Genomic DNA, 24,737 nt, shown 5'->3' with positions numbered 1-24,737 from the left:
GCCCTTGTCGTTAGTCTCTGACTGCGTTACGGCAGTGCGAGCGTCGTGTAGCCACCGTTGCGCGGCATCACGAGATACTGCTTGCCGCCATGCATGTAGGTCATCAGGCCGTACTGGCCCATGGCGCGGGTCGCCACCTGGCCCACGCGCTTGCCGGTTGCCTTGTCGATGGCAAACAGGTGCGGGCGGTTGTCGGCGGTCTGGCCGGTCGCGAACAGAAGCGTCGAGGTCGCCGCCATCGCGGCGTGGCCGCGGCGGCCCCAGTTGGTGTCGAACGTCAGGCCCTTCATCAGCGGATTGTTCTTGAACTGATCCTGCTGGGCCTGTGCCATCTCGCCGTGCGGGATCATCCACACGTGATCACCGGTGTTCATGTTGATCGCGACGATGCGGCCGATCGGTCCCTTGAAGATGTCGGGAATGCCGAACAGCGGATCGTTGGGATCCGGCTTGGCCGGCGGTGCGCCTTCGCCACGCGCCGTGGCCCACATGGCCAGCGTCGTGCCGGTCATCTTGTCGTTGTCCTTCTCCTTGGCCGGAGCGAGGATCGTCGGCGAGCAGCCGTTGAACGTCGTGATGAACAGGTAGCCCGTCGTCGGGTCGGCCGCCGGTGGGCCGGTGATGTTCGCACCACCCGCGCCGCCGGGGCAGATGTTCGCGGGGCCCTTGCCCTCCTTGTTGCCGCGGTGCGTCGGCGGGGCGAACAGCGGCGCCAGCAGATCACGTTCCTTGGCGCGCGCGAGCGCCAGGCGCTTGATCTCGGGCGTGTAGTCGATCACGTCGTCTTCGGTCCGGCCCTGCTTGTCGAACGGCAGGGGCTTGGTCACGTGCGGCTGCGTCGCCGCCAGCTTCTCGGTCGGCACCAGCGACTGCGGCGCTGGTTTGTCGACGAACGGCCAGATCGGCCGGCCGTTGGTGCGGTCATACGAGTAGACCCACGACTGCTTTGTCACCTGGAACAGGCCCGGGATCCGCTTGCCGTCAACCGTCACGTCCATCAGCACGGGCGCGGTCGGCGTGTCGTAGTTCCAGATGTCGTGGCGTACCAGCTGGTGGTGCCACACGCGCTTGCCGGTCTTCACGTCGAGGGCAATCACGCTCGTGCCAAACAGGTTGTCGCCGGGACGGAAGCCGCCGAAGTAATCGATGGTCGCGCCGTTGGTCGGGATGTAGACCAGGCCGCGCGCCGGGTCGGCCGACATCGGCGCCCACGACGAGATGTCGCCGGTCCACTTCCACGCATCGTTCTCCCACGTCTCGTGACCGAATTCGCCCGGCCGCGGAATGACGTGGAACTTCCAGAGGTACTTGCCAGTCTTGACGTCGTAGCCAAGGATGTCGCCGGGCACGTTCTCGACGCGCGTCTGGTTGTAACCCTGCTCGGCCGAGTTGCCGACGACCAGCGTGTCGTTGACGACGATGGGCGGCGAGGAGGTGGTGATGTAGCCGAGCGTCAAGGGCAGGCCCTGCGCCGGGTCATACGGCAGCTTCGCGTTCAGCCACGGATCCCAGTCGGCAATCAGGTCCTTGAGCATGTCGACCGAGCCGGTGGTGGGGAAGCCGCGCACCGGAACCGCCCCGCCCCACTTCTCGAGCGGCTGGCCGGTCTTGGCGTCGAGCGCGTGCAGGAAGAAGCCCGGGGTGGTGACAAACACCACGCCGCGGCCGTCGATGCGGCCGTAGGCCACGCCCTTGCCGTGGTTCGAACGCATCGAGTACGCGTGACGCGGCGTCTCGGGTTCCTGGAACGTCCACAGCGTCTTGCCGGTCGCCGGATCCAGCGACACCACCGTGCGGCGCGGGCCCGACGTGGTCAGCAGCATGCCGTCGACATAAATCGGCAGCGAGCGGCCATTGACATCGCCAATGTCGACGCCCGGGGCCGACGCGGCGCCCCACTCCCAGGCCACGGCCAGCGAGTTGAAGTTCGACGCGTTGATCTGATCGAGCGGCGAGTATCTCGTGGAGTCATTACCTCCCGTGATCGTCGTCCAGTCGGCCTTGTTCTGCGCGACACCGGCCAGCCCCGAAAGGACCACCGCGACCGCGACCACCAACCCGCCCACAAATGCGTGGCGGGTCCACTTACCCGATATTCCCCTTGTCATCGGCACCTCTGCTATGTGCTCGCGCGCCTGCCCCGAAGAGGTGGTCGCGCCGAACTATAAGTACAGCCGGCCAAGAGTGCCTGTCCAGACGGTTTCTGTCAACCATTTGCGCAGGGGGGGAGCGTGGTGTACAAGCTTAAAGCTCACCTTTCGGTCACCCAGAACAACCATGTCGTCCGCGAAGCGCCGGGACCGGCGCGAGGGAACACCCCCCCGTCCTGAACAATCGTTCGATGCCCCGGGAGCACGCTCGACCGGCGTCCTGCTGCTGCCGCTGGTATTCACCGCCGGGCTGCTGGCCCTGACGCTTCTGCCCCGGATCCAAGCAAGCCAGGCTCTGTTGTGGTCGTTTTGGGGCTCTGGCGCGATCTTGCTGGCGTGGCTCGGCGTCATCTTCCTACGGGATCGCGAGGGGGGCTCGCCCGGCATTTACCTCGCTCCTCCCCGCCAGCAGCACTACATCCAGGCCTGCTGCCATCTGACCGTTTACGCCTATTGGGGCTACTACTGGCGCCCGGTCTACGACTTTGCCCCGCTGCTGGCCGGCCAGCTCCTGTTCGCCTACGCGTTCGACATGTTGCTGGCGTGGTCGCGCCGCGAACGCTATGGCCTGGGCTTCGGGCCGTTCCCGATCATCTTCAGCACCAACCTGTTCCTGTGGTTCGTGGACGACTGGTTTGCGTTCCAGTTCCTCCTGGTCGCGGTCGGCTTCGCCGGCAAGGCGTTCGTGCGGTGGGAGCGCGATGGAAAGAAGGTCCACATCTTCAATCCGTCGGCGTTCTCGCTGGCCATCTTCTCGGTGGTGCTGCTCGCCACCGGCACCACGCACCTGACGTGGGGCCAGGAAATTGCCACCACGTTCAGCCTCGGCCCGAACATCTACAAGGTGCTGTTCGGTGTGGGGCTCGTGGTCATGTACTTCTTCTCGATCACGCCGGTCACCGCCATGGCGGCGCTCACGCTGTTTGGCGGCAGCCTGATCTACACCGCCATCACGGGCGTGCCGTACTTCGTGGATTCAGACATCCCGTCGGCGGTGTTCCTCGGACTGCACCTGCTCGTGACCGATCCCTCCACGTCGCCACGAACGCCACTCGGGCGCGCGATCTTCGGCGTGTTGTACGGGCTGGGCGTCTTCGGCCTGTATGCGCTGCTCGGCGCCATGGGCATGCCGACGTTCTACGACAAGTTGCTGTGCGTGCCGCTGCTGAACCTGGCCGTGCCGGCAATCGATCGCGCGGTGCGTAACCTGGGCGAACGGCCGTGGATCCACGTGCTTGGCCTCGACCCGCCGCTTGGCCGCGCCAACCTGGCCCACATGGGCGTGTGGGTCCTCGTCTTCGGCGTGATGACCATGACCGGCGGGGCAGACGGGATGCACAAGGGCGATTCGCTGCCGTTCTGGCAGCAGGCGTGCGCGGCCGGCAAGCCGCAGGCCTGCGAGCGGCTGTTGCGAATCGAAGCGTCGTACTGCGGCGACAACGCCGGGTGGGCCTGCAACGAACTGGGCCGGCACTACACCGAAGGCCGGTTGGTGCCTGCCGACCCCGAACGCGCGTTTGCGTACTTCTCGCGCGCGTGCGAGGGACGCTTCCAGGCCGGCTGCGTCAACCTGCTCGACTCATCTTCACCGGCGCAAGCCAACCCACGGGCGTTTGATCTGCGGTTGCTGTTGCGCGAGGGCGGACCGAACCTGATGGAGATGCCCGAGCCCGATCTCTACACGCGCGCGTGCAAGCACGGGTGGGACTTCGCGTGCGGCACGCAGACGGCGACGCGATGAAGTTGAGGTTCGGTTCCTTCTGCCTGGCCGCCTTCGTCGTGGCGGTGATCGCCTCCACGCCCACGGACGGGCAATCGCTGTCGACAACGGGTGTTCCCGAATTTGTCGAGATCCCCGCGGGACCGTTCACGATGGGCGCGGATCCCGCGGTCGACCCGCGTGCGTTCGACAACGAGAAGTGGTCGCCGTCGCAGGGTGAAGGCATCGTTGATGTGCCCGCGTTCTATCTCGCGCGGCACGAGACCACCGTGGCGCAGTACGCCGCGTTCGTGAACGCGACCAAGGCGCCGGTCGATGCCACCACCCTGGCCGGCCACCCCACGCATCCGGTGACGTTTGTCAGCTGGCCCAACGCGATCGCGTACTGCCGGTGGCTCGAGGGCGTGCTGGCGAAGGCGCCGGGTCCGGCGGGCGACCTGGTTCGCGCCGGCTGGCGCGTGCGCCTGCCGACCGAGGCGCAGTGGGAAAAGGCGGCGCGCGGCGGCGATCGTCGTGCGTATCCGTGGGGTGAGCAGCCGCGAAAGGATCGCGGCAACTTCGAGGGCACGGGCGTCACGCCAGTGGGGCAGTTCGCGTGTCCAGAGTGCCCGTACGGCCTGGCCGACATGAGCGGCAACGTGTGGGAGTGGACGAGCAGTCCCTATCAGCCGTATCCGTACGATCCGTCCGACGATCGCGCGAACCTCGACGCGGATGCGTTGTGGGTGATGCGCGGCGGCCACTTCGCAGACGCGGCACGCCAGGTTCGCACGACCACCCGCGGCGCCGCCGATCCCGGCGCTCGACGCGCCTTTATCGGCTTTCGCGTCGCCCTGGTCCGCTAGGGCTCGGTGGAGGCAACCCCTTCTCTGGGGTTGCCTGCTTCCCGTTACAACTTCGTCACACGGCAAACTCGACCATTCGGGGCGGCGAAGTTTACTTGATGTAACACACAATTAACTTTACTGTTACTTCACTGTTGTATGGACGTGAGCCAGTCGCGGTGGTTCGCCTCGTGTGCGGTCGCGGCAATTCTGATTGCCGGTTACTCGACTAGCGCCTTCGCCCAGACCCAGCTCGCCAAGTCGCAGCTCCCGAAAACGAAGCCCGCTGCTGACGCCAGGATCATTCACGCCAGCCATCCGGCGTTGGTGGCCAGTGTGCTCCGGCTGCATGCCGGCAGCGCCGCGTGGCGACAGGCCATCGACGACCTGGCCGCGACCGGCCGCCGTGCGCTGCTCGTCACGCCCGACCAGGTGCGCGTCGCCGACTCCGCCGGTGGGCCGGCCAAGCCGTTCGACGACCGGGTGCTCGCCGAGGTCCAGCCTATTCCCGGCGAGAACGACACCGTTGACCTCGTCGTCGTGGTCGTCAACGTGGAGTTGCTCGAAGTGCTGCACGCGCGAAATGGACGGATGTTCGACCTCGACGCCGACCTCGACCGCATTCTCGCGCACGAGGTGTACGGGCACGCGCTGCCGTATCTGCTAAAGGGCCACATGTCGGGCCGGTGCGCCGACCCTGCGCCGGGCCAGCGCGCCACCGAGGCATGCGCCATCCAACGCGAAAACGAAGTTCGCGTGGAGCTTGGCCTCGGCCGCCGCGACGACTACGGCCTGAACGGCCTGGCGCTCGCGCGCCGCCACCACCGCTAGTCAGACCCGAATTGCACTCCAGCGAACAGCCCGCGGCTAAGCGGTGGCTTAGGCCACTACCGGCAGGTAGTCTCGTTTGACCCCAATGGTGACCGCACGGTCGTTGGCTGTTCTCAGCTCGTCGTCGACGTGATACCGCGCGAGCCCGGCGATCGTGATCCTGGTGCCGCGCCAGGACTTGAGCCCGGCATCGCACGGTTCGCCGGTGGCCCGCGACTGCAGATAGGCCCGCAGGCCTGGGCGATCGGCCTCGGTGGCGACCACGAGCGACAGCAGGCCGTCGGCGGGGTTGACCTCGGGCGTCAGGCGGATGTTGGGCCCGACCGAGGGCATGTTCAGCACTTCCACCAACAAGTAGTCGCCGGCGATCAACGTGCCATCGATGTTGATCTCATGCCGGCGCGGCTCGAGGTCATCGATCAGCTCCACGTACATGTCGCGCGCTTGCTGAAGCTGGGTGGCGACGTCAGCGTTGGGGTCGACGGCCGTGTTCGCACGTCCGATCGCGGTTGCGACGAGACCGGCGCCGACGCTCTCGAAGAACGGAGTTTCGCCAGCGGCGTCCTGGATGATGCCGGCGTCGATGCGGACCACTTGCTGTCCGGCCCACGCCGCGATCACCTGCCGTGGCTGTCCGCGAAGGTTGAGACTGTCGGCAATATTGTTCGCGGTGCCGAGCGCAAGCACGCACAGCGGCACCTGGCCACCCGCAAGGGCCCTCGCCGCGATCGCCACCGTGCCATCGCCGCCGGCCGCCACGACTGCATCCACGCTTGCATGCGACGTGAGTTGCAGTTCCGACGGGTGCCTGATCACGCGAGCGACTGAATGACCCGCGTCACCGATCATGGCGGTCACCTCGTCCATGGAGAGGCCCTCGCCGGCGTGTGGGTTCCAGAAGAGACAGACGTTCATGCGCGCCAGCTTTCTAGCACATCCCGTGCCGCTGGCCGGTCTCTTGCATTTACCCGTGCAATGAGAATCCTCGTGTGCAATGACGATGGTATCTACAGCCCGGGCATTGCCGCGCTGGCGGAAGTCGCAGCCGAGTTTGGCTCGGTTCGCATTGTGGCGCCCAACGTCGAGCAATCCGGGATGGGCCACGCCATTACCGCCAGCCGTCCGCTGTCGTACCGACAAACGCCCATTCACGGGTTCCCCGCGTTTCGCGTCAACGGCACGCCGGCCGACTGTGTTGCGCTCGGCGCCCATCAATGGGAAAAGGTTGACCTGGTGGTGTCGGGTTGCAATCTCGGCCTTAACATCGGCAACTCGATCTGGCATTCAGGGACCCTGGCCGCCGCGAAACAGGCGGCCCTGCTTGGCCTGCGCGGCATCGCGTTCAGCGCCCCGTCGGGCATCGATGACTTCACGACGCTGAAACCGTGGATGCGCCGCGTGCTCGAGGTGTTAGCGCCGGCGCACGAGCTGTCCCTCGTCAACGTCAACCTGCCGAAGGATCCGCGCGGCATCATCTGGACCCGCGTGTCGGTGCGGCAATACGACGGGCTGATCGTGCCGACGAAGGATCCGCTGGGCCGCGAGTTGTTCTGGTTCAGCGTGAAGCCGCTCGAAGGCGCCGACGAAGGCACCGACCGGTGGGCGATCGAGCAACGGTGGGTCTCGATGACGCCGCTGCGGCTCGACCTCACGGACGAGGTGCAGCTGACGGAAAGCCGCGAGCAGCGGCCGATGGATGAAAGCCTGGCGGCCGAGGTGTCGCCGCCGAGGTCGTCGCCTGAAGCCGTGAAAGAAGTCGAGTTGGACGAGGCGCCGGTGCTGCCGCGCGTGTCGTGAGCGTCAGCGCTGGCAGACCGGGCAGTAGTAGGTCGATCGCGCCGCCTGGGTGAGCTGCCGGATCGTTCCGCCACATCCCTTGCGCAGGCACGGCTCGCCGGCCCGTTCGTAGACGCGGAACCGTCCCGCTCGGTACGGTGATTCCGAGCGGCGAATCGCGTTCGTCAGCACGGCCTTGATCGAGGCGGCCAGTTGCTCCGCTTGCTTGCGCGGCTTGCCGGTGATGGTCGCGATGCTCGAGGCCTTGCGCAGCGGGGACAGCCGCGCGTGGTGCAGCGCTTCGCTCGCATAGATGTTCCCAAGGCCGCCAACGATGCGCTGATCCAGTAGCGTGACCTTGATGGGAATTCTCTTGCCGCGGCACGCGCGCGCCAGCGAGGCGGCGGTAAAGGTGGGTGACAAGGGCTCGGGACCCATCGCCTTCAGCGAGGGGTAGTCGTCCGCGACCGGCGCGAGATCCATGAAGCCAAACCGCCGCGGGTCGTTGAACACCACGCTCTGGCCCGACGACATCACGAACACCACGTGGTCGTGCGCATCGGCCTCACGCGTGCGGTCGCCGATTGGCGCGACGTGGAACCATCCCGACATGCCCAGGTGCATGATCAGGCTCTCGCCGGACGACAGCGCCACGACCAGGTACTTGCCGCGCCGCAGCACGGCTTCGACGGTGGTGCCGCGCAACCGCTCGGCAAACCGGTCGGGAAATGGGATGCGAAGGTTGGGTCGATTGAGAATCACGCGCCTGAACTTCGCGCGATGCAGGGCCGGCTCGAGCATTCGGCGGACGGTTTCGACTTCAGGCAGCTCGGGCACGCAGCAATTCTAGACTGTGCTTACAATGGGTGTGTCCCGTCAGTCTGCGATGCCACCTGGCGGCGGGGTTCTGACATGCGTTACGTGTGCGTTCTACTGATCGTTCTCGGACTTCCGCTGTCGGCCAGCGCCCAGGGGAGCATCGGCTTGCCACTGCCCGCGATCGGGCTGCCGATGACCGTGCCGTATCAAAAACCCTGGGAGTGGACCGTGCCGGCGCCCGCGTGGGAGAGGCAGGATCCGCCGGCGTGGGAGCGCGGCCCGCGTCCCGCGCAGCCCATTCACAACCCTCGCGAGCGACGGCGTCCGGGACGACCCGTGTACCCGACGTATGGAATTGGCTACGCGTACGGCGTGCCCTACGTCATGGCGCCTGCCGTCGCACCGGGTGCCGAACCGCCGCCAGTGCCGCCGCCGGCACCACCGCCACCACCGCCGCCGGTTCCAGAGATCATCTACGTGCGAGTCGAAGTACCCGCCGCGCCCGTGGTGGTGCCGACCGGCAGCAGGACGCTCTACTTCATCCCCGGCTGTTACCTGGGCAATGTGCTGCCCGATAAAGACCGGCTACCGGCCGGCTGCGACATCAGCCGCATGAAGACACACGTGCCCCAATAGAACAGGAGATAAGAAGTTAAAGAGTTAACTCCTTATCTCTTGACCTCCTGTTAGTACTGAATGGTCTCGCCCGCGAGCGCGGGCACTGTCTTTGGCGAGAGCCGGTTCTTGCTCGCCTGTTCGTAGCCGTGCGCGATCTTCAGCAGCGTCGCATCGCTGAACGGCCGGCCCATGATCTCGAGCGCCAGCGGCAGGCCCTCGGCATCCCATCCCGCCGGCACCACGATCGCCGGCATGCCCGCCGTTGACACCAGGTTGTTATCCCTCAGCCCATCGTCTGACACACCCACCGCGGGCGCGCCGAGTGGCTTCATGGGATAGACCAGCGCGGCGACGCCGTAGCGATCCATCAAGCCGATTAGCTCCTGCCGCATCATCTTTTGGTTGAGCAGCCGCGCTTGGTAGTCGGCGTTGGTGTTGAGGTCGCCGGCCTTCATGGTGTCGTTGAAGCGCGCCTCGAGCACGCCCCCCTTCAGCCACCTGCCGGTGCTAAAGAGTTCGGCAAACGACTTGACGGGGCTTGGTCCGCGGCGCTTCAAGTAGCTGTCGAACGATGCGCGCAGCTCGAAGCTGTTCACGCGCAGCGACGGCATCAGGCCGATCAGGTCGGTGCCGGTTGACAGACCGTCGATGACGATGGCGCCGGCGGCGGTCAGCACGGCGAGCTGCTTGTTGATGATCGCGTTGCCGGCCTCGACCTCGGGATCCTTGCGGAACAGGTCGCGCAAGACGCCCACGCGCACGCCGCGCAGGCTGTTGGCCGGCAGCGAAGTGAGATCGGCCACCTGGTGTTCAAGGCTCTCGCTGGTGGCCAGGTCGTCGGCGTCGAAGCCGCGAATCACGCTCAGCACCACCGCCGCATCGGCGGTCGTCTTGGCGTGCACACCGACGCGGTCCTGCGTAAACGAGATGGGGAGCACGCCGGCACGGCTGACCAGGCCGCGTGACGGCACCACGCCGACCAGAGCGCTATTGGCCGCCGGGCTGCGCACCGACACGCCAGTTTCGGTGCCCAGGCCGACGGTGGCGAACGACGCGGCGACGGCGACACCGGTGCCGCCGCTCGATCCGCCGGGGTTCTTCGCCAGGTTGTAGGGATTCAGGATCTGCCCGCCGACGGTGCTGAAGCCGCGCACCGACTGCGCCATCTCGTCCATGTTGGTTTTCGCGATGATGATGGCGCCGGCCGTCCGCAGCTTTTCGATCACCGTCGCGTCGAGGGCGGGACGGCTGCCGGCGAACACTTCATTGCCGCCGGTGGTTGCCATGTCGGCGGTGTCGATGTTGTCCTTGGCGACGATGGGGATGCCGTGCAAGGGTCCGCGGCGGCCCTTGGCCTTGCGCTCGGCATCGAGCTCCCGGGCAATCTCCACGGCTCGCGGGTTGATGGTGATGATGGCGTTCAGCCGCGGGCCCTGCTTGTCGTACGCCTCGATGCGCTTGAGATACAGGCCGACGAGGCCCTCGTAGGTCAGCTTGCCCGCATCCACTGCCGCCTGAATATCGGCAATGCTCGCCGTCGTCAATTCAAACGACCGCGTCTGCGCACGAGGCGTGGCGAGCGAGACGACAACAAGCGCAGAGACGAGGATGAAACGTCTGAATCGCATGCGCAATCCTATCTCAGCACCTTGGCACCTTGGCACCCTGGCACCTTGCCTATCGACAGGCCGTGGCCGATGGTCGAGGCTCTGCCATCCTGACATCCAGGTATTGAACCTTGGGCGGCATGGTCGGCGCCAGCGTGATCGACACATTCAGGTCGCCACGCTCGCACTTCATGGTCCACTGCCCGCGCAGCCAGTTCTCGACCGTGTCGAACGAGGTGGGCGCGGTGCACGTGCCGACCTTGGCGCGCAGGTCGGCAATCTGCTTCTGTCGCCGCTCTTTCGCGCTATCCCGGTACAGGTTCATGGCGGCCATGTCGTCGGCCAGCTTGTCGTCCCAGTCCATGATCAGCCGCGAGACCGCGTCGCGCGACTGCACCAGCGTGGGAGACGGCTGCGGCATGCGCGGCTGCAGGGCGCCGGTCTTGTTCATCAATTCGAAGGCCTGCGTCACCACGCCGCCCCAGCCCGTGTAGGTGACATTGCCGAATGCGATCACGCCCACGCCGTAGCTCGGCAGCCAGCGCATCATCGATCCGTAGCCGGGCAGGCCGCCGCTGTGCGCGACGATCTGGTCGAACTCGCACGACTGGGTGATGCCGAGGCCGTAGCCGTAGCCGCCCGAGTTCAGGTTGGGCGCCCCAGCGGCGGTGCGCGTCACGATCGATGGGCGCGAGCGCCAGATCTGCTGCATCTCGCGCAGCGACGCCCGGCTGATGGGTCCGGTCTCGGCGCCGTCGCGCGGCGGATACGCGGCCAGCAGCGCACCGACGTACTTGGTCAAGTCCGAGATCGACGTCAGCATGCCGCCCATCACGCCGAAGGCGCCGTCGGCGAGCGCCGGTTCGAGCTTCCACTGCTCGTCTTCCCAGCGATAGCCGAGCGCCATACGATCGGCCGCCACCGCCCTGGGCTCGAGGGTTGTCGAAGTCATGCCCATCGGCTTCAGGATCTTGTCGCTCAGGTACTGCCGATACGGCTGGCCCGAGACGTTGGTGACAATGCGGCCGAGAATGGCGAAGCCGTAGTTGGCGTACTCGTAGGCCACGCCCGGCGGGTTCGAGAACGGGATGCCCTGCTGCATCATCCGCGTGAACGCTTCCTCGGTGGCGTCCAGTTGTTGATCGCCCCACGGGTTGTCTTCAGGAAAGCCGGCGGCGTGTGACATCAGGTCGCGCACGCGGATGCGCGGCGAGTCGGAGGTGGGGTAGTGCAGGTTCTTGAGCTCGGGGACGTGCTTCTCGGCCAGGTCATCGAGCGACAGCTTGCCCTCGTCTCGGAGCGCGAGAATCGCCATGGCGGCAAAGCTCTTCGACATTGAAGCAATGCGGAACACCGAGTCGCGGGTCACCGGCGACTTGGTCGTCAGATCCCGGTAGCCCGCCACGCCAATGTGCGCCAGTTCGCCGTCGATGACGATGCCCCAGGCGGCGCCGGGCACGTGCGCGCGCGCCATGAACTCCGCGACGACCTTGTCGATCTCGGGGAAGGCCGTCGCGAGCTTCGCCCGACGGCTGGGATCGGCAAACACCGCCGGCGGATTGGCCACCGCCGTCGCGGTGGCAACCTGGGCCGACAGGCGGCCCGCACCCTGCGACGCGACCACGACCAGGGCAGTAAGGGCTAGAGACCGACGAATGCGTGCGCTCATGCTTATCGTGATTTGACCAGTATTCGTTGTCCGTCGCCTTCGCCTCCAAGCCAGACGAACGGACCGTCACCTTGGGAACTGGTCGCAGCGGAGCCGCAGTTCAGATTCACGGATCGGTTTCCCGTCATCGTGAATGCCGAACCCCAGCAGCCCGTGTTATCACAAATCGTGACGGACGCACCGCTCGACACGGAGAAAGATTGGGTCTGTGGGCAGGCCATCTGTCCAAGGACGGCCCCATTCGCGCGCACCTGGATCGCGCCGACCACACACGAACATTGCGAGATCGAGACTGACAGCGTGAAGACTCCTCCTCCCGGTGATGGCGCAGGCGTGGGCGCAGGCGGCGGGGCAACCGGCGTGCAATTCGCCGCAACGCCACGTCCGTCAATCTGATCGAACACCTTCTGTTGCGAAGTGGAATGGTCACATCCGGATACGCGGTAGCGGAAATATTCCTGCACCCAGATGACGTTGCCTTCCACGTCCACAAACGTCGGCGCGGAGGGTCGCCGGAGCCCGTCTCGGTACTTGGCCTCCAACTGGACCATGAAATCTAGCGGCTGCTGGCGGCTGGGGAACGTGGCGGTGTTAGTACTCCCACACACCGGCTGAACCCCAAACCCTTCGATCTGCTGGAAGACCCGCGTGATGGCGTCGACATGCGAACACAAGTTGACGCGGTAGCGGAGGTACTCTTGCACCCACACCACCGTGCCTTCCTGATCGACATACGTCAGGACCGATGAACGTCGCAGTCCGTCGCGATACTTAGCCTCGAGTGCCGTTCTAAAGAACAGGGCCTCCGTCCGCGGCGGAAAGCTCACGGCGGTCGGTCCCGAAACCTCTGAAGGCAGGCGCGACCCGCCGGGCTCGGGGATCACTCCGGCTGGGGCGCTGCTCCCGGCAGCGCCGCTTGCACTGGCCGCCGCGGGCGCCGTGCTCGATGGCGCGGTCGGTGCGTGTGAACGCGATTCGGGCCCGCTGCAGGCCGTTGCATTGGCCAGCAGCAAGGTGATCACGAAGACAACGCTGAGCGTGCGAAAGTGACGATGCGTCATCGCTACCCCCAACCAAGAGTTTAGAGCTGACAGAAACGCTGGTTGGTGCGCGCGCCGTCACCAGAGCGGCACACTGGGCCAACCGGAGGACGGCGCGCAGTATTCGCCATCCCTCCTTCGGAGTCAACGACCGATTCTCGGTCAGCGAACGGGTCGAAAGAATGGCGAACTCGTGGCTGAGGCCACGGCCGCACCGTCACCGGCAGCGTCACTACACCGCCTCCGCGGCGGATCTCTCGGCTTCGATCGCGGATCCGGCAAGCCCGTATTCCAGATGGCCCTGCCCGCCCCGTCGGACGTCGGCAACATCGTCCTGATGGCGGCCGGGGGCGTCATGTTCGTGCAGAACGTAGGCCAGCCCGCGAATTCGTCCATGGTGCACGCGATCGATTTGGCCAGTAAGCAGGTGCTGTGGAGCCATGCGACGGGCCGTCCCCACCAGTACGACCCGACCGGGCGGTGGCCAACGCGGTTCCTCGTACCTGTGGATAACGGGCTGTACTACGAGAACGAGCAGTTGATCGTGAAGCTGGTCGCTCCGTAGATCAACGCGGCCGCAGGCCTTGAACTTCGGTGATCATCGCGAGCCATAGTTCAAGCGTCAGGTCGGCAGCGACGACATTGCCGAACTGGAAGCGAAGCTCCGTCTGGTACCGCTCTCGCAGAAGGTTACAGTCCAATCCGGGTCCCAGCGCGAGATGTTTCACGTCGTCGCGGTCGTGATCGGCATTACGTGCCAGCTTGGCCAGGACCAGATCGTGCCGCTCGAACGCCCTGAGGCGGAGGTGTTTCAACTCGCCGAATGGGATGTCCACCAGTCGCTGCTCATAGTCTTCTGGCACGGTCGCCACGGTAACGATGTCGAGGAAGACCTGGTGGCGGCGAGCCAGCTCACTTCCCTTGCCGCCGATGTCTTGCAGGGTGCGAAGATCGGTGGTGCCTCGGGCCTCGATGATGTCGACGTCGGCGGTGGGGCGGAGCAGTCCATGGCGTTCCGCAAGGACGAAGCCGCCGAGGCAGTGCAGCTCGGTCGGACCTCCGAGCCGCTGATCAACCTCGAGCAGGAATGATCGCCAGGGTTCGCGCAAGCCGCCGGTGGTCATGGCTGTGGCGTGCGAGCGGTCAGCGTGCTGAGCATGTTCCAATGCTTGGCTTCCGGAGAGCTGTGCTGTTGCAGCCAGCGCTCTTCGGCGTTGGTCATTGAGGACCGGCCAAACGCATCCTGTTTCTGAAGGCGGGAGTTTTCGAGACGCGCTTCAAGCGTCCGCAGCACTGCCGTCGTCTGGACCTCGCGCGCGGCTTCCGCGAGGCCCCGAGCCACCGAAACCACGAAGCCGAGCCGGTTCTGCAGGTCCGCCTGCTTCGCGCGAGACACCACCCAATCCCAATCGAGGTTGGCGTACGTGCGCACCAGCCACGGCAGCGACTCCACCACTCGCGCATCGAGATGGTCGGCCCCGAGTGCTCGCAACAGAACCTCGGCGGGATTGGCCGGCTGGCGATCGCGCAAATAAGCGAACCCGTCGTAGCCCAGCGTTCCAACCGCTTGCGTGGCACTGGCGCTATCAAGTGGTTTGCCGGCGCGAAGCGGCAGCGCCGTGGCCGGCAGGTCGAGACAACATGCCAACCGGTCCACGAGGTCCGGAGGCAGTGGCCGTCGACCGCGCTCCAGAAGCGACACATAGGCCTGCGAGACGCCCAACTGCTCGGCCAGTTGTTGCTGGTTCCATTGGCGCTGCTCGCGGGATGCCTTTAGCTGCAGGCCGGTCATGAGGCATTATAACATTGGATGTTATAATGAGAGTGTGTCGCATAAACTGTTTGAATGCAGTAGCTTATGCCTATGCTACAGCTCAGATACTCCGTCGCCTCGAGCCTCGACGGCTACATTGCCGGTCCCAGCGGCGAGTTCGACTGGATCGTCGTGGACCCAGAGATCGACTTCGAGGCGCTCTATGCCGGCTTCGGCGGACTGGTCATGGGCCGTCGCTCCTACGAAGTGTTCCAGGCCACCGGCGGCTCGCCTGGTCCGGCGCTGCCAACCTATGTCTACTCGCGGACGTTGCCTGAGGGCGAGCGCAACGGCGTAACCTTCGCGCATGACGCCGTCAGCCACGTCCGCGCGCTCAAGGCATCGGGATCGGGCAAGCCGCTGTGGCTGTGGGGTGGTGGCGACCTGTGCCGCGAGCTGGCCGCGGCGGGACTGCTCGACGGCATCGACGTGGCGATCATCCCGGTGGTGCTTGGCAAGGGCCTGCCGATGATGGCCACGCCGGGACCGCAACTGAGCCTGAAGCTCAAGTCGCAGCGTCTCTATAAGCAGAGCGGCACGTTGTTCGTCGAGTACGACGTCGTGAACGGATAAACAGGAGATCAGGAGATCAGAAGTAAACCCGGTTTCTCCTTATCTCTTGATCTCCTGTTACTTGCTTGCTCCCCCTTAGCCAAGCCGTCAGGCAATCGCCCAGCACGTCGATGGCGTAGCCGCCTTCCTGGACTACCAGGGTCGGTAGTTGCAGCTCGCGCACACGGCGGCCGATGGCACCGAAGTCCCCGGCCTCGAGCTTCAGCACGCCAATGGGATCACGGGCGTGTGCATCGAAGCCAAGCGCCACGACCAGCGCCTCCGCGCCGAACTGCTGGATACGTGCGCAGGCGGTGTCCACCGCCGTCATCATGGTGCCGCCGGTCGAGCCATGGGCGAGTGGCAGGTTAAGGTTGAAGCCCTCGCCTTCGCCGATACCCGTCTCGCCGGTATAGCCGGTGAAGAACGGATAGTAATTCTTTGGGTCGGCGTGGATCGACACCGTCAGCACGTCGGCCCGGGAGTAGAAGATCTGCTGCGTGCCGTCGCCGTGATGGGCATCGACGTCGAGAATGGCGACGCGGTTGAATGCCGAGCGAAGCCGCTGCGCTGCCACCGCGGTGTTATTCAGGAAACAGAACCCCGACGCGCGATCGGCTCGCGCGTGATGTCCCGATGGCCGGCACAGCGCGTAGACCAGGCCTTGCGACGCGGCCACGGCATCGGCTGCGGACACCGCGGTGTTGCACGATTCGCGGATTGACTCCCAGCTGTTCGGTCCGAGCGCCACCGACAGGTCGCCCAAGTACCATCCGGTGCGCGCGACAATGCTTTCGGCCGGGCAGTCTGGACGCGCGCGCTCTTCCGGGCGTCCGCTCCAATAGGGAAACGTGTTGGGCCACACCTCTGGACCGTGTTCCGGCAGCGTGCGCCAATGGTCCCAGGCGGTCTCCAGGTACGCCAGGAAGCCGGCGGTGTGCACCGCCAGGCGCGCATCCACGTGATCGCCTTTCGGCGCCTCCGGTTCCACTCCCATCGCGCGCAGCGCGCCGAGTAGCGCGTCCACCCTGGCCGGCAAGTCTTTCGCCGGCACCATCCGGCCGTAGCGCATGAACTGCTGCGGATCGTGAACCGACTGCCGCGGGTGATAGAACGCTCGCATTGACATCGCCAAATTCTATTGAAGTCTTTGTCTCTTGACCTCCTTATCTCCTGTTGACCCTCTTGCGTAGTGCCCGGAAGGCCGCGAGCATCTCCGCGTACGTGAAATTCGCGTTGCGCCCGCTCGGGTTGGGCAGCACGAACACTTCGGTGTCGCCAATGCGTTCCGGCTGTGGCCCGAGCGTCACCTTGTCCTTGCGCTCCGGAAACATCGCCCGGAACACCGTCACCCCGACCATCGCAATGACGGGCGGCTTGAAGCGCAGCACCTTGCGCCGCAGCCGCAGCCGTCCGTCCACATACTCCGCCGGCCCGAGCGTGCTGATACTCGGCGTCGCCCTCGGCACGATGTTGGTGATGCCGTAACCAAACTCCGGCAGTCGGTCATCGTCTTCAAAGGTGATGCGCTCGGGCACCAGCCGCGACTCGAACAGCAACTTCCAGAACCGGTTCGAGGGGCCGGCGAAGTGATGGCCGCTCAGTGCCGAACGCACGCCTGGGTTAATGCCAACAAACAGGACCTGGACACCGGGCTGGATGCGGTCGCGCAGGGGCGGGAACGAACTGAAATCCTCGCGCATAGTCTAAGGACGATTATGACGCCCGACGGCCCGGTCCGCGTTCTGGCCCAATTTGACAGCTTGGCCAAGTTCTAAACAGCGCAGGATCACTGGGATTTCCAGCCATCAGCGCCACCCTGTGCAACTGCCGAGAAAGTCCAGTCCGATGTCCGTCTAACACTATGTCGGCCGATCAAAACGAAAGGCAGAGTCATGGGCACCCTGGTCCTTCGCGTCGTTGTCTTAGCCGTGCTACTGCTCGCCGATCACCGCCTGGCCGAAGCCCAGGGGTTCGAGATTGACCTGGCATCCGCGGCCACTGACGCCGGAAGAGCGTCGGTGAACCCGGGAACGCATGTGGTCACGTTCTCCAACCTGTTACCCGGTCGCGCATACAGCTTGTCGATTCAGCACCATTCGTTACCGCCGGAGCCACTGCCCGCGAGTGTGATTCCGCGAGGCCTGGCGTCGGCCACTGAACGGGCGATGATGGAGACCTGTCCGGCGGTCAGCAAAGCCATCGCTGACCTCCTGGCCGCCACGGCCGAAACCCACGTGGCCGCACTGTCCGCAGCCATCCAAACGGCGCTGGATCAAGGGTGTGCCGATCAGGCGATCGTCGTTCGAGCAAGAGCGATCCTCGCTCGCACGACGCGCAGCATGACGGTGACCATCAAGGAGGGCGAGGAAGTTGAGATACGCCTATGGCGCGATGCCACGGCCGAAAGCCAACCCGCCGCGCAGTGGACTCTGGTGCTCACCGGGCCGGCTCGAGGCCAGTGGGTTACGACCTACGGCTTCTCCTTTGCGAAGAACGGCGACGAGCGTTATTACGCCAAGAGCGTCGAGAACGGACAGTTTTCGATTGCGGAGGAACGCGAGATCGACAGCGCGACGCTGGTGCCGTCAATCTTCTTCACCTGGCAGTCGCGCAAGAACGAACTCAAGAACTGGTCGATCGGGCCCACCGTCGGCCTGGGCGTGACCGACGCTTCGCCGGCCGTGTTCGCGGGCCTGGGCATTGCGTTCAATCGCAACATCGGGCTCGTGCTCGGCGGCTCCATGCTGAAAGAGACGCGATTGGCCGGCCAGTACACGAAGGACCAGGTTATTTCGGAGGCCCTGACCCCGGATCAGCTGCACACCAAGGTCTGGCGTCCGGTGCTCTCTGTCTCTGTCACGCTGCGGCTCGATGGCAACCCCTTTGGCGGAGAGGAGAACGAGCCCACTCCGGCGCCTGCGGCGCCACCCACACCTGCGCCGGCCACGACGGCCAAGCCGACGCCGGTCGTGAGCGGCGTCGGCAATGTTGAGACGAATCGCGAGTCTGCCGCTTCGGCGTTCTCGTTCTCGAGCGCGGGGTATCGGTTGTCTTACACGGAAGCCGGCGACCTCGAGAAATCAAGTGCCGCCACGAGAGACCGGCTGCTCAGCGCGGTGTCCGGCGTCACCGACGTCTTCATCATGAGCCACGGCTGGTGGAACAGTGCTGCTGACGCCGATTGCCGTTATCGACAGTTGGCCGACGGACTAAGAAGCCGGATCCCGCAAGACCTTCAGCCCACCATCAAACCCGTGATCGTCGGCATCTACTGGCCGTCCGTGATCTTTCCCACGCAGTCCGGGGACTGCGCACCCGTCGTCCGCGTGCCGACCGGCGCCGAAGCCATGGTGCAGGGCTCATTTCGCAACGACCTGTCGGCGTGGGCCGAAGCCGCGTTCCCCGCGGCTTCGCGGCTGACGAGCTTTGAAGCCGATCGCCTCCGCGTGGTTGAGCTGTTTAATAAAGAGCGGCTTGGCGAGCGGCTGACGCGGGTGGAAACCATCGAGCTGATGACCATTCTTGATCGCTGGCGCCGCGCCACTCCGAATGCCGACGCCACGGCGAGCGACGGCGCCGCGGAGGAGATGTTCCTCTCCGATCCCGTGTCCATCACCGACGAGTGGCTGGGTGCCACCAACCGGGGTCCGGCCGAGAAGTTCTCGCTCGCCAAGATCCTGGACTTTGGCAATGCCTTCACCTTCTGGACCATGAAGACCCGAGCCGGTGTGGTTGGCTCGAGAGGCGTGTACGACCTGGTGAAGGCGATTCGCGAGCGCGGTGGCGACAGTGTGCGGATTCACCTGATCGGTCACAGCTTCGGAGGCCGGCTGGTCGCGGCCGCAGTGGGTGGTCGCGGCCCGGCGTCCCTCAACCAGGTAGATTCACTGATCATGCTGGAGGGCGCCTTCTCGCATTTCGCGTTCTCCACTGCCGACCAGATCAAGCGCTTTGGGTTCCCTGGCGACAAGAACGGCGCCTTTGAACCGGTGGTCGCGAGTCTGTCCACGGCGACGCCAGCGGTCAGGGGCTGGATGGCGGCCATGTTCTCGGCCGGCGACCTGCCCAACCAGGTGCTGTATCCAGTGGCCTCCAGGATCAAGGGCAGCGACCGCGAGGGTCTCAAGGTGTTGCGATACGGCAGCATCGGCGCCTCCGGTTTCCAGGGACCGCCGGCCAGACTGTTGCGTCTCGACGGTCTGACCGAAGCCGCGGCGGCAGCTGCCTTCAGCGATCGCGCCACCAGGCTGGTCAACGTCGATGGCAGCAACGTCGTGATGAACCACTCCGACCTCATTCACGACCAGGTCTTTGACACCATTTGGGCGGCCGTTCAGGCCGCCAGCGTCGCGCCCAGGTAAGGAGGAACACCATGATGACTCGATGCTTCTTCGTCGGCATGGTCTACTCGGCGCTAGTTCTCCTCGGTGATCGAACCCTGCTTGTGGACGACCTGTCCGCGATGCAGGCGGCCTGGCGCCCAATGACGCTGCATGCGAAGTCACCATTGGCCGTCAACAAGACCACTTTCTTCGCGGTCGCCAATGATGGCGCGACGATTGTTCGACAAAGCCTCGCGACCGAGGGACCGTGGGAGGTCTTCAAGGCCGGCGCCGCGCGGCCTGTCGCCGGGCTCGCCGCGACGGACCGTGAGCTGTACGTGTCGTATGTCGGCTCGTCAGAAATCTCGGCGATCGAAATCATGACCGGCGAGGCCAGGACACACCTGATGATGGGGCCAGGTGTCTCGCCGTCGGAGTTGGCGTTTGCCGACAACCTGTATGTCGCCGATCGGTTCTCGTCGAAGCTATATCTCATCGGCAACAACGAAGCGGTGGACGTGACACCGCCCTTTGAGAGGGCCTCCGCCTCATCACGGCACTACATCGCCAGCAGCGAGCAATCCCTGCTGATGACCTCTCCAGACGAAGGTGTGGTCTGGCAGGCCTCGGATTTCGGTCGCTCACCTTCCGCGCCCAAGTGGGCCGAGATTCAGAAGCCGTCCAGCCAATCGGCGTCGCTGCAGTTGCCGGTGTCCGACGACATCGTGACCGCCGGCGAGGTGAAGTATCCGCTCCGGCCGACCGTGATCACGTCGAACGGCAGCGTGTTCTACGTGGCCGATGGCAATTCAGACAATGTCTTCGCGTCATCCACGCTGTGGCCGCGGCCGACGCGCCTGCGCTACGGCGCGAAGCCGGTGCAAGTGGCCGCGGGCCTGGTGGCCACGGACCAGAACCTGTTCGTGTTGGACGGGGCTCGCGGCGTGATCGAGCGCTGGCCGCGGTTCACCCCGACCCGGATTGGCTGCTCGATCTCCGAGGTCAAGCCCTCCACGGCGCCGCCGTGTTCGCAGGAACAGTACGCGGCCCTGGCGAGACTGTTTGACCGCTTGCACCGCGAACGACTGCTTCCCGTGAGGTTGTTGCCGCCCAGTGCCAGTGGCCCTGATGCGGTGCGTGCTGCCGGCTTTGCGACCGTGTCGATGCAACGAGCCATGACTCAGATCGCGTGCGCGCTGACACCCGATGCATGCAATGCTGGCCAAAACGACTTTGTGGCGGATGGCAGGGCTCGCAGCCTCACCGTTCCGGATGTCTACGGCGAGAGTTTCGTGGATATCGGCCCCGTGATCCTGGACGGCAAAAACACGCTTGGGCAGTTGGCCGACGCCGCCGTGCCGACGCCGCAGTTGTCGGTGTTCGCGGGCGAATCGCGGCTCGCGCAGTACAACAGCGCGACCAAAACGTCGGAGCCGTATCGAGATCTCAGCAAGGGCCTGGCCTCGATGCCCATCGAGCTGGTGCGTTTTGTCGTTGGCCTTCCTGACGATCAGATCCCAGTCCTGATCAAGCAGTTCCCAACGCTCCGCTTTACAGCGCTCCGGCGGTCTCCGTCGCAATCGGCCTCGATCGCCGCCCAGCCCGAGCCGCAGATACCGACCGCCGAGGAGATCCGGCTGCTTGATGGTCAGAAGCGAACCGGCATCGGCATCAAGCCCGGATTCACGCCACCGGCGCGCAACGGACTGATGTATCTCGGTTTGGTCGAACAGTCCGTCGATGAGAATCATCCGCTGTTGGTTGGCTTCATCGGCGAGCCGAGGAGCCGCGAAGATGAGTCGGCACCCGCCGCCGAGGACCCACCGTCGCCCCTGCAGCTGACGGTTCGTGATTTCGAGGATGACGATCACGGCACCGCCGTGGCGTCGCAGATCGTAGCCGTGACCTCGCAGTATGCGAGCGGAGCCCTAGCCGCAGGCACACAACTGCTGCCGTTTGGCACGGACGACGCGGTGATTAGTGAAGGCATCAGGAATGCGTACTTCAACCACGACGTTCGCATCTTCAACATCAGCCAGGCGTTTCGGCCGGGTCAAGAACCAACCTCGCTATTGGACCGGATCAAGCAAACACCCGGTGCGCTGTTCGTCGTCGCCGCCGGGAACCACATTGCCGAAAACATCAATATCAGCGTCTGCAGCGACACGTTCAAGATCTACCCCGCCTGCCTGGGTGGCTACCCGAACGTGCTGGTCGTGACGGCGACCACCCTGGACGGCCAGGCCATTCTCCCGCCCAAGCCCGGCAAGCCTGGCGCCAATTGGCATCCCGGGATCGTCCACGTCGCAGCCCCTGGCGATGGTTTCTACGCGGCAGGGAAGAGCAGCGGTTACGTCAAGGTGTCGGGCTCGTCCTTCTCGACGCCGCTCGTCACCGCAACTGCCGCGTTGCTGTACCGGCAGGGCGTCACCAGTCCGTGGGACCTCAAGCAACACATCATAGAGACCGCCGACCAGGTCGACGGTCTCAAGGGCCGCGTGTTGAACTCGGGACGGCTGAACGCGGCTCGCGCGACATCGACGGTCACGCACGCACTTGGCGTCAACAATCAAGGTGATGAGTTGCTGATCGAACTGGTGCGGCCAGGAACGGAAGTGCGGTTCGCCACGGCCACCACGCAGTTCGTGCTCAACCTCCGGCAAATTCGCCGATTGATCAGACAGCCTGGCAACAAGTACTGGCTTCTCTACAGTCCGATCGAGCCCCCGGCGGCGCTCGACCAGGCCCAGGATCAGACGCCGCTCCGGCTGATAAGCACGATCGTGGACGCGGGTAACTGGCCAGTGCAGTACGTGCTTCCGAACGGCGTGCGGAAAAGTGACGGCAGGTTGACGGACTTCAGGGATTATGCGGGCCCCGTCCGCTAATCGCCGCTCGACCGTCGCCGCCGCGGCCGTTGCGATGGTGATGGGTGCGCACGCGGCCGGCGCCCAATCGCCGCCGTCGTTCGCCCGAACGGTGGTCAGTGCCGTCACGAAGGCGTTCAGCAGCAGCGAGGTGCGCTCACCGCGGTTTCCGCCGGCGGCGCGGGGTCTCGTGTGGTCGGACCGTGTGGCGCACTCCGATCCCGTGGCCGCCCTTCGTGTCTACGTCACGATTACCGGTGGCGGCACTGGCTGGACCCTGGTCATTCGCTCCGAAGCCACCGGGCTGGTCGCCGACACGGTCACGCCGCAGACACCGCTCGACGCAGCCGGCGGATTCTGGTCGAGCGACGTTCACGGAAGCGTTGCCGAGGTCAGCCTGAACACCAAGGGGGATGTCAGCGGTTTGACCGTTGCCATTTCCACCTATGGCTACTCCGTCATGTCAGCGCAGCAGCAGGCCATTCACGGCATTGATGCGCGGTTGAACATTACCGAAGCCGGGCCGCGGGTCCAGGAGCTGGCCAGGCCCGTAGTCCGCCTGAGAACGATGGTGCCCAACCTGGGTGAATCGAGCTGCACGGGGTTCCTCCTCAACGATCGCCTGGTCCTGACCAACGAACACTGCGTCACCACCGACACCGAAGCCCGCGCGACGCTCGTTGACCTGGGTTACGAAACCGGGAAGAAGCCCGTGATGCTGCGGGTCGAGGCGCTGCTGTCGGACGATGCGGCGCTGGACTATGCGCTGCTGCGGCTCGAGCGCGCCGCGCCGGCGGAATGGGGCCGCGTAACGCTCGACCCGGCATCGAACATCGCCGTGAATCAGCGTCTGATCCTGATCGAGCATCCACTGGGTGGCTTCAAGCAGGTGTCGCTCGAATCGTGCGAGATTAGCGACGAGAAGATCGCGGGGGCGACCGCCGCGCCAACCGACTTCGGCCACCGGTGCGACACCCTGGTCGGCAGCTCTGGGTCACCGGTGATGGACGACGGCTCGGGCGCGGTAATTGGTCTGCATCACCTTGGGTTCGACACGGCCAAGAAAATATATGTGAACCGTGCAGTCCCGATTGGTCTCGTACTGACCCACATCAGGAGCACTTTGGGCTGGACGACAGTGCCGCCCTGAGGAATGACGCGACGGATCGTGAACGGCGGGTTCTTTAACTACTTCGTCGGGAATAGGCGCTTCTCGGCCGCGGCCATCTCTTCGTTCGCCTTCTGGAACCGCGTGCGGTTGGCCGGCGTGTCGGTCATGCGGCCCAGGTTCATGGCCTGCACGATCTTGAAGGCCTCGAAGTACTGCGCGTCCTGCAGCAGGCGTGCCTGCTTGCGGCCAAACTCGAGCATGAAGCGGCCCTTCAGCGTGGCCGCCATCGACGGCCACTTTGCCGCCGGCGTCTTGAAGCCCTTAGCGTTGGCGAACTCCGGATAGAACGCCTGCGGCGACGGCACCACCGTCCAGCGCTCGAGCCGGTCCATCACCGTCGCGAACTGCTTCGGCTGCAGCATGATCGCCGAGTTCACGTTGTGGCCAATCGTCTTGCGCAGGAAGCTGAGGTAGCGCGCGGTGTCGCCGGTTTCGGGCGTGCCCGGAACGTCGTAGCGCGAGAAGTCGAACGACGCGCGCAACTGTGCCGCATAGAACAGGAATGCCGCGTCTTCGAGCCGGTTCAGCGAGAACGCGGTCTGCGCCGCGAAGAACAACAGCATGGGGCTGACGAGCGAGGTGTCGGCGGTGATGGCGTTGACGACGGTCGTCAGATGTTCGCGGGTGCCGGTAAAGGCGTCCCCGGCAGGGCTGTCGTTGGTCCACACCAGCGTTTTCAGCCAGTCCACCGTCACCCTGGTCTGCGCCGATGCCGGCGGCGTCGCCACCATCAGGGCCACTACCAGCAAGGCCGCCATCCCGAACCGTCGAGTCATGCGGTCTATCTTACGTTGGATGATTTAGTGATCTGGTGATTTGGCGGATTGGTGATTTTGTATCGGGATCTAATGATGTAGGGATTTGGAGACTTGCAATTTGGTGATTCGCTCGTCGCGCTGTTTCGAGGCCGCGACCGGCCGACAATCTTCAGATCGCGAGATCCCAAAATTACGCA

At 65.0% G+C, this 24,737-nt stretch carries 21 protein-coding genes; 10 read left to right on the top strand and 11 right to left on the bottom strand.

Annotated elements, in window-relative coordinates:
• Nucleotides 1-26: 26 nt before the first annotated feature.
• On the bottom strand, nucleotides 27-2,108 hold the full coding sequence (locus tag Q8T13_07330; GenBank protein ID MDP3717558.1) for a PQQ-binding-like beta-propeller repeat protein: 2,082 nt from the start codon (nucleotides 2,106-2,108) through the stop codon (nucleotides 27-29).
• A 169-nt stretch (nucleotides 2,109-2,277) separates the two neighbouring features.
• Between Q8T13_07330 and Q8T13_07325 the strand changes: the two genes are divergently transcribed.
• The 3 genes from Q8T13_07325 (at nucleotide 2,278) to Q8T13_07315 (ending at nucleotide 5,525) form a co-directional block, all read left to right on the top strand.
• Complete coding sequence (locus Q8T13_07325; protein MDP3717557.1) at nucleotides 2,278-3,891, top strand: hypothetical protein; 1,614 nt, start codon at nucleotides 2,278-2,280, stop codon at nucleotides 3,889-3,891.
• Nucleotides 3,888-4,715: an SUMF1/EgtB/PvdO family nonheme iron enzyme gene (locus tag Q8T13_07320; protein MDP3717556.1), complete on the top strand. Its 828-nt coding sequence runs from the start codon at nucleotides 3,888-3,890 to the stop codon at nucleotides 4,713-4,715. The genes Q8T13_07325 and Q8T13_07320 overlap by 4 nt, the downstream gene beginning before the upstream one ends.
• 144 nt (nucleotides 4,716-4,859) lie before the next feature.
• Nucleotides 4,860-5,525 carry a hypothetical protein gene (locus Q8T13_07315; GenBank protein MDP3717555.1) on the top strand — a complete coding sequence of 222 codons (666 nt, stop codon included), beginning with the start codon at nucleotides 4,860-4,862 and terminating at the stop codon, nucleotides 5,523-5,525.
• A 48-nt stretch (nucleotides 5,526-5,573) separates the two neighbouring features.
• On the opposite strand, the gene Q8T13_07310 is transcribed toward Q8T13_07315, so the two are convergent.
• Nucleotides 5,574-6,440, bottom strand: a complete 867-nt coding sequence (locus Q8T13_07310; GenBank protein ID MDP3717554.1) for a diacylglycerol kinase family protein — start codon at nucleotides 6,438-6,440, stop codon at nucleotides 5,574-5,576.
• 60 nt (nucleotides 6,441-6,500) lie between these two features.
• On the opposite strand from Q8T13_07310, the gene surE reads away from it, so the two are divergent.
• Nucleotides 6,501-7,322: a 5'/3'-nucleotidase SurE gene (gene surE / locus Q8T13_07305; protein MDP3717553.1), complete on the top strand. Its 822-nt coding sequence runs from the start codon at nucleotides 6,501-6,503 to the stop codon at nucleotides 7,320-7,322.
• Nucleotides 7,323-7,325: 3 nt separating this feature from the next.
• On the opposite strand, the gene mutM is transcribed toward surE, so the two are convergent.
• Complete coding sequence (mutM, locus tag Q8T13_07300) at nucleotides 7,326-8,138, bottom strand: bifunctional DNA-formamidopyrimidine glycosylase/DNA-(apurinic or apyrimidinic site) lyase (protein MDP3717552.1); 813 nt, start codon at nucleotides 8,136-8,138, stop codon at nucleotides 7,326-7,328.
• Nucleotides 8,139-8,213: 75 nt separating this feature from the next.
• Here mutM and Q8T13_07295 point away from each other — a divergent pair, with 75 nt between their 5' ends.
• The gene (locus Q8T13_07295; GenBank protein MDP3717551.1) at nucleotides 8,214-8,756 is read left to right on the top strand and encodes a hypothetical protein; all 543 of its coding nucleotides are present in this window, start codon (nucleotides 8,214-8,216) and stop codon (nucleotides 8,754-8,756) included.
• Between the two features lie 50 nt (nucleotides 8,757-8,806).
• Here the strand turns inward: Q8T13_07295 and Q8T13_07290 are convergent, their stop codons facing one another.
• From Q8T13_07290 to Q8T13_07280, 3 genes are read right to left on the bottom strand one after another with little or no spacing between them, the layout of a single operon-like run.
• Nucleotides 8,807-10,366 (bottom strand): amidase family protein, encoded by a 1,560-nt coding sequence (locus Q8T13_07290; GenBank protein ID MDP3717550.1) that lies wholly within the window; start codon nucleotides 10,364-10,366, stop codon nucleotides 8,807-8,809.
• 49 nt (nucleotides 10,367-10,415) lie between these two features.
• Nucleotides 10,416-12,014, bottom strand: a complete 1,599-nt coding sequence (locus tag Q8T13_07285) for a serine hydrolase domain-containing protein (GenBank protein MDP3717549.1) — start codon at nucleotides 12,012-12,014, stop codon at nucleotides 10,416-10,418.
• Between the two features lie 2 nt (nucleotides 12,015-12,016).
• Entirely contained in the window at nucleotides 12,017-13,075 is a 1,059-nt protein-coding gene (locus Q8T13_07280) for a hypothetical protein (protein MDP3717548.1), read from the bottom strand.
• A gap of 172 nt (nucleotides 13,076-13,247) precedes the next feature.
• On the opposite strand from Q8T13_07280, the gene Q8T13_07275 reads away from it, so the two are divergent.
• Nucleotides 13,248-13,619, top strand: coding sequence for a hypothetical protein (locus tag Q8T13_07275; protein ID MDP3717547.1), 372 nt, complete (start codon nucleotides 13,248-13,250; stop codon nucleotides 13,617-13,619).
• Between the two features lies 1 nt (nucleotide 13,620).
• Here Q8T13_07275 and Q8T13_07270 read toward each other — a convergent pair whose 3' ends face one another.
• Nucleotides 13,621-14,178: a DUF6036 family nucleotidyltransferase gene (locus Q8T13_07270; GenBank protein ID MDP3717546.1), complete on the bottom strand. Its 558-nt coding sequence runs from the start codon at nucleotides 14,176-14,178 to the stop codon at nucleotides 13,621-13,623.
• The gene (locus Q8T13_07265; protein ID MDP3717545.1) at nucleotides 14,175-14,846 is read right to left on the bottom strand and encodes a helix-turn-helix transcriptional regulator; all 672 of its coding nucleotides are present in this window, start codon (nucleotides 14,844-14,846) and stop codon (nucleotides 14,175-14,177) included. The genes Q8T13_07270 and Q8T13_07265 overlap by 4 nt, the downstream gene beginning before the upstream one ends.
• Before the next feature lie 72 nt (nucleotides 14,847-14,918).
• Between Q8T13_07265 and Q8T13_07260 the strand changes: the two genes are divergently transcribed.
• Nucleotides 14,919-15,440, top strand: a complete 522-nt coding sequence (locus Q8T13_07260; GenBank protein MDP3717544.1) for a dihydrofolate reductase family protein — start codon at nucleotides 14,919-14,921, stop codon at nucleotides 15,438-15,440.
• A gap of 16 nt (nucleotides 15,441-15,456) precedes the next feature.
• Here the strand turns inward: Q8T13_07260 and Q8T13_07255 are convergent, their stop codons facing one another.
• Together Q8T13_07255 and Q8T13_07250 are read right to left on the bottom strand one after the other, a co-directional pair.
• Nucleotides 15,457-16,542, bottom strand: a complete 1,086-nt coding sequence (locus Q8T13_07255) for a histone deacetylase family protein (protein ID MDP3717543.1) — start codon at nucleotides 16,540-16,542, stop codon at nucleotides 15,457-15,459.
• A gap of 43 nt (nucleotides 16,543-16,585) precedes the next feature.
• Nucleotides 16,586-17,122 carry a mismatch-specific DNA-glycosylase gene (locus tag Q8T13_07250; GenBank protein MDP3717542.1) on the bottom strand — a complete coding sequence of 179 codons (537 nt, stop codon included), beginning with the start codon at nucleotides 17,120-17,122 and terminating at the stop codon, nucleotides 16,586-16,588.
• A gap of 192 nt (nucleotides 17,123-17,314) precedes the next feature.
• On the opposite strand from Q8T13_07250, the gene Q8T13_07245 reads away from it, so the two are divergent.
• The 3 genes from Q8T13_07245 to Q8T13_07235 are packed head-to-tail and all read left to right on the top strand — an operon-like array spanning nucleotide 17,315 to nucleotide 23,761.
• Nucleotides 17,315-19,783, top strand: coding sequence for a hypothetical protein (locus Q8T13_07245; GenBank protein ID MDP3717541.1), 2,469 nt, complete (start codon nucleotides 17,315-17,317; stop codon nucleotides 19,781-19,783).
• An 11-nt stretch (nucleotides 19,784-19,794) separates the two neighbouring features.
• On the top strand, nucleotides 19,795-22,632 hold the full coding sequence (locus Q8T13_07240) for a S8 family serine peptidase (protein MDP3717540.1): 2,838 nt from the start codon (nucleotides 19,795-19,797) through the stop codon (nucleotides 22,630-22,632).
• A complete protein-coding gene (locus Q8T13_07235; protein ID MDP3717539.1) occupies nucleotides 22,613-23,761 on the top strand; it encodes a serine protease in 1,149 nt (382 codons plus the stop codon). Before Q8T13_07240 ends, Q8T13_07235 begins: the two co-directional genes overlap by 20 nt.
• Nucleotides 23,762-23,799: 38 nt before the next feature.
• Here the strand turns inward: Q8T13_07235 and Q8T13_07230 are convergent, their stop codons facing one another.
• Nucleotides 23,800-24,558, bottom strand: a complete 759-nt coding sequence (locus Q8T13_07230) for a hypothetical protein (protein ID MDP3717538.1) — start codon at nucleotides 24,556-24,558, stop codon at nucleotides 23,800-23,802.
• Nucleotides 24,559-24,737: the final 179 nt, after the last annotated feature.

This window comes from Acidobacteriota bacterium, assembly GCA_030697165.1.
GTDB lineage: Bacteria > Acidobacteriota > Vicinamibacteria > Vicinamibacterales > UBA2999 > 12-FULL-67-14b.
This window is presented reverse-complemented; position numbering and strand designations above follow the sequence as displayed.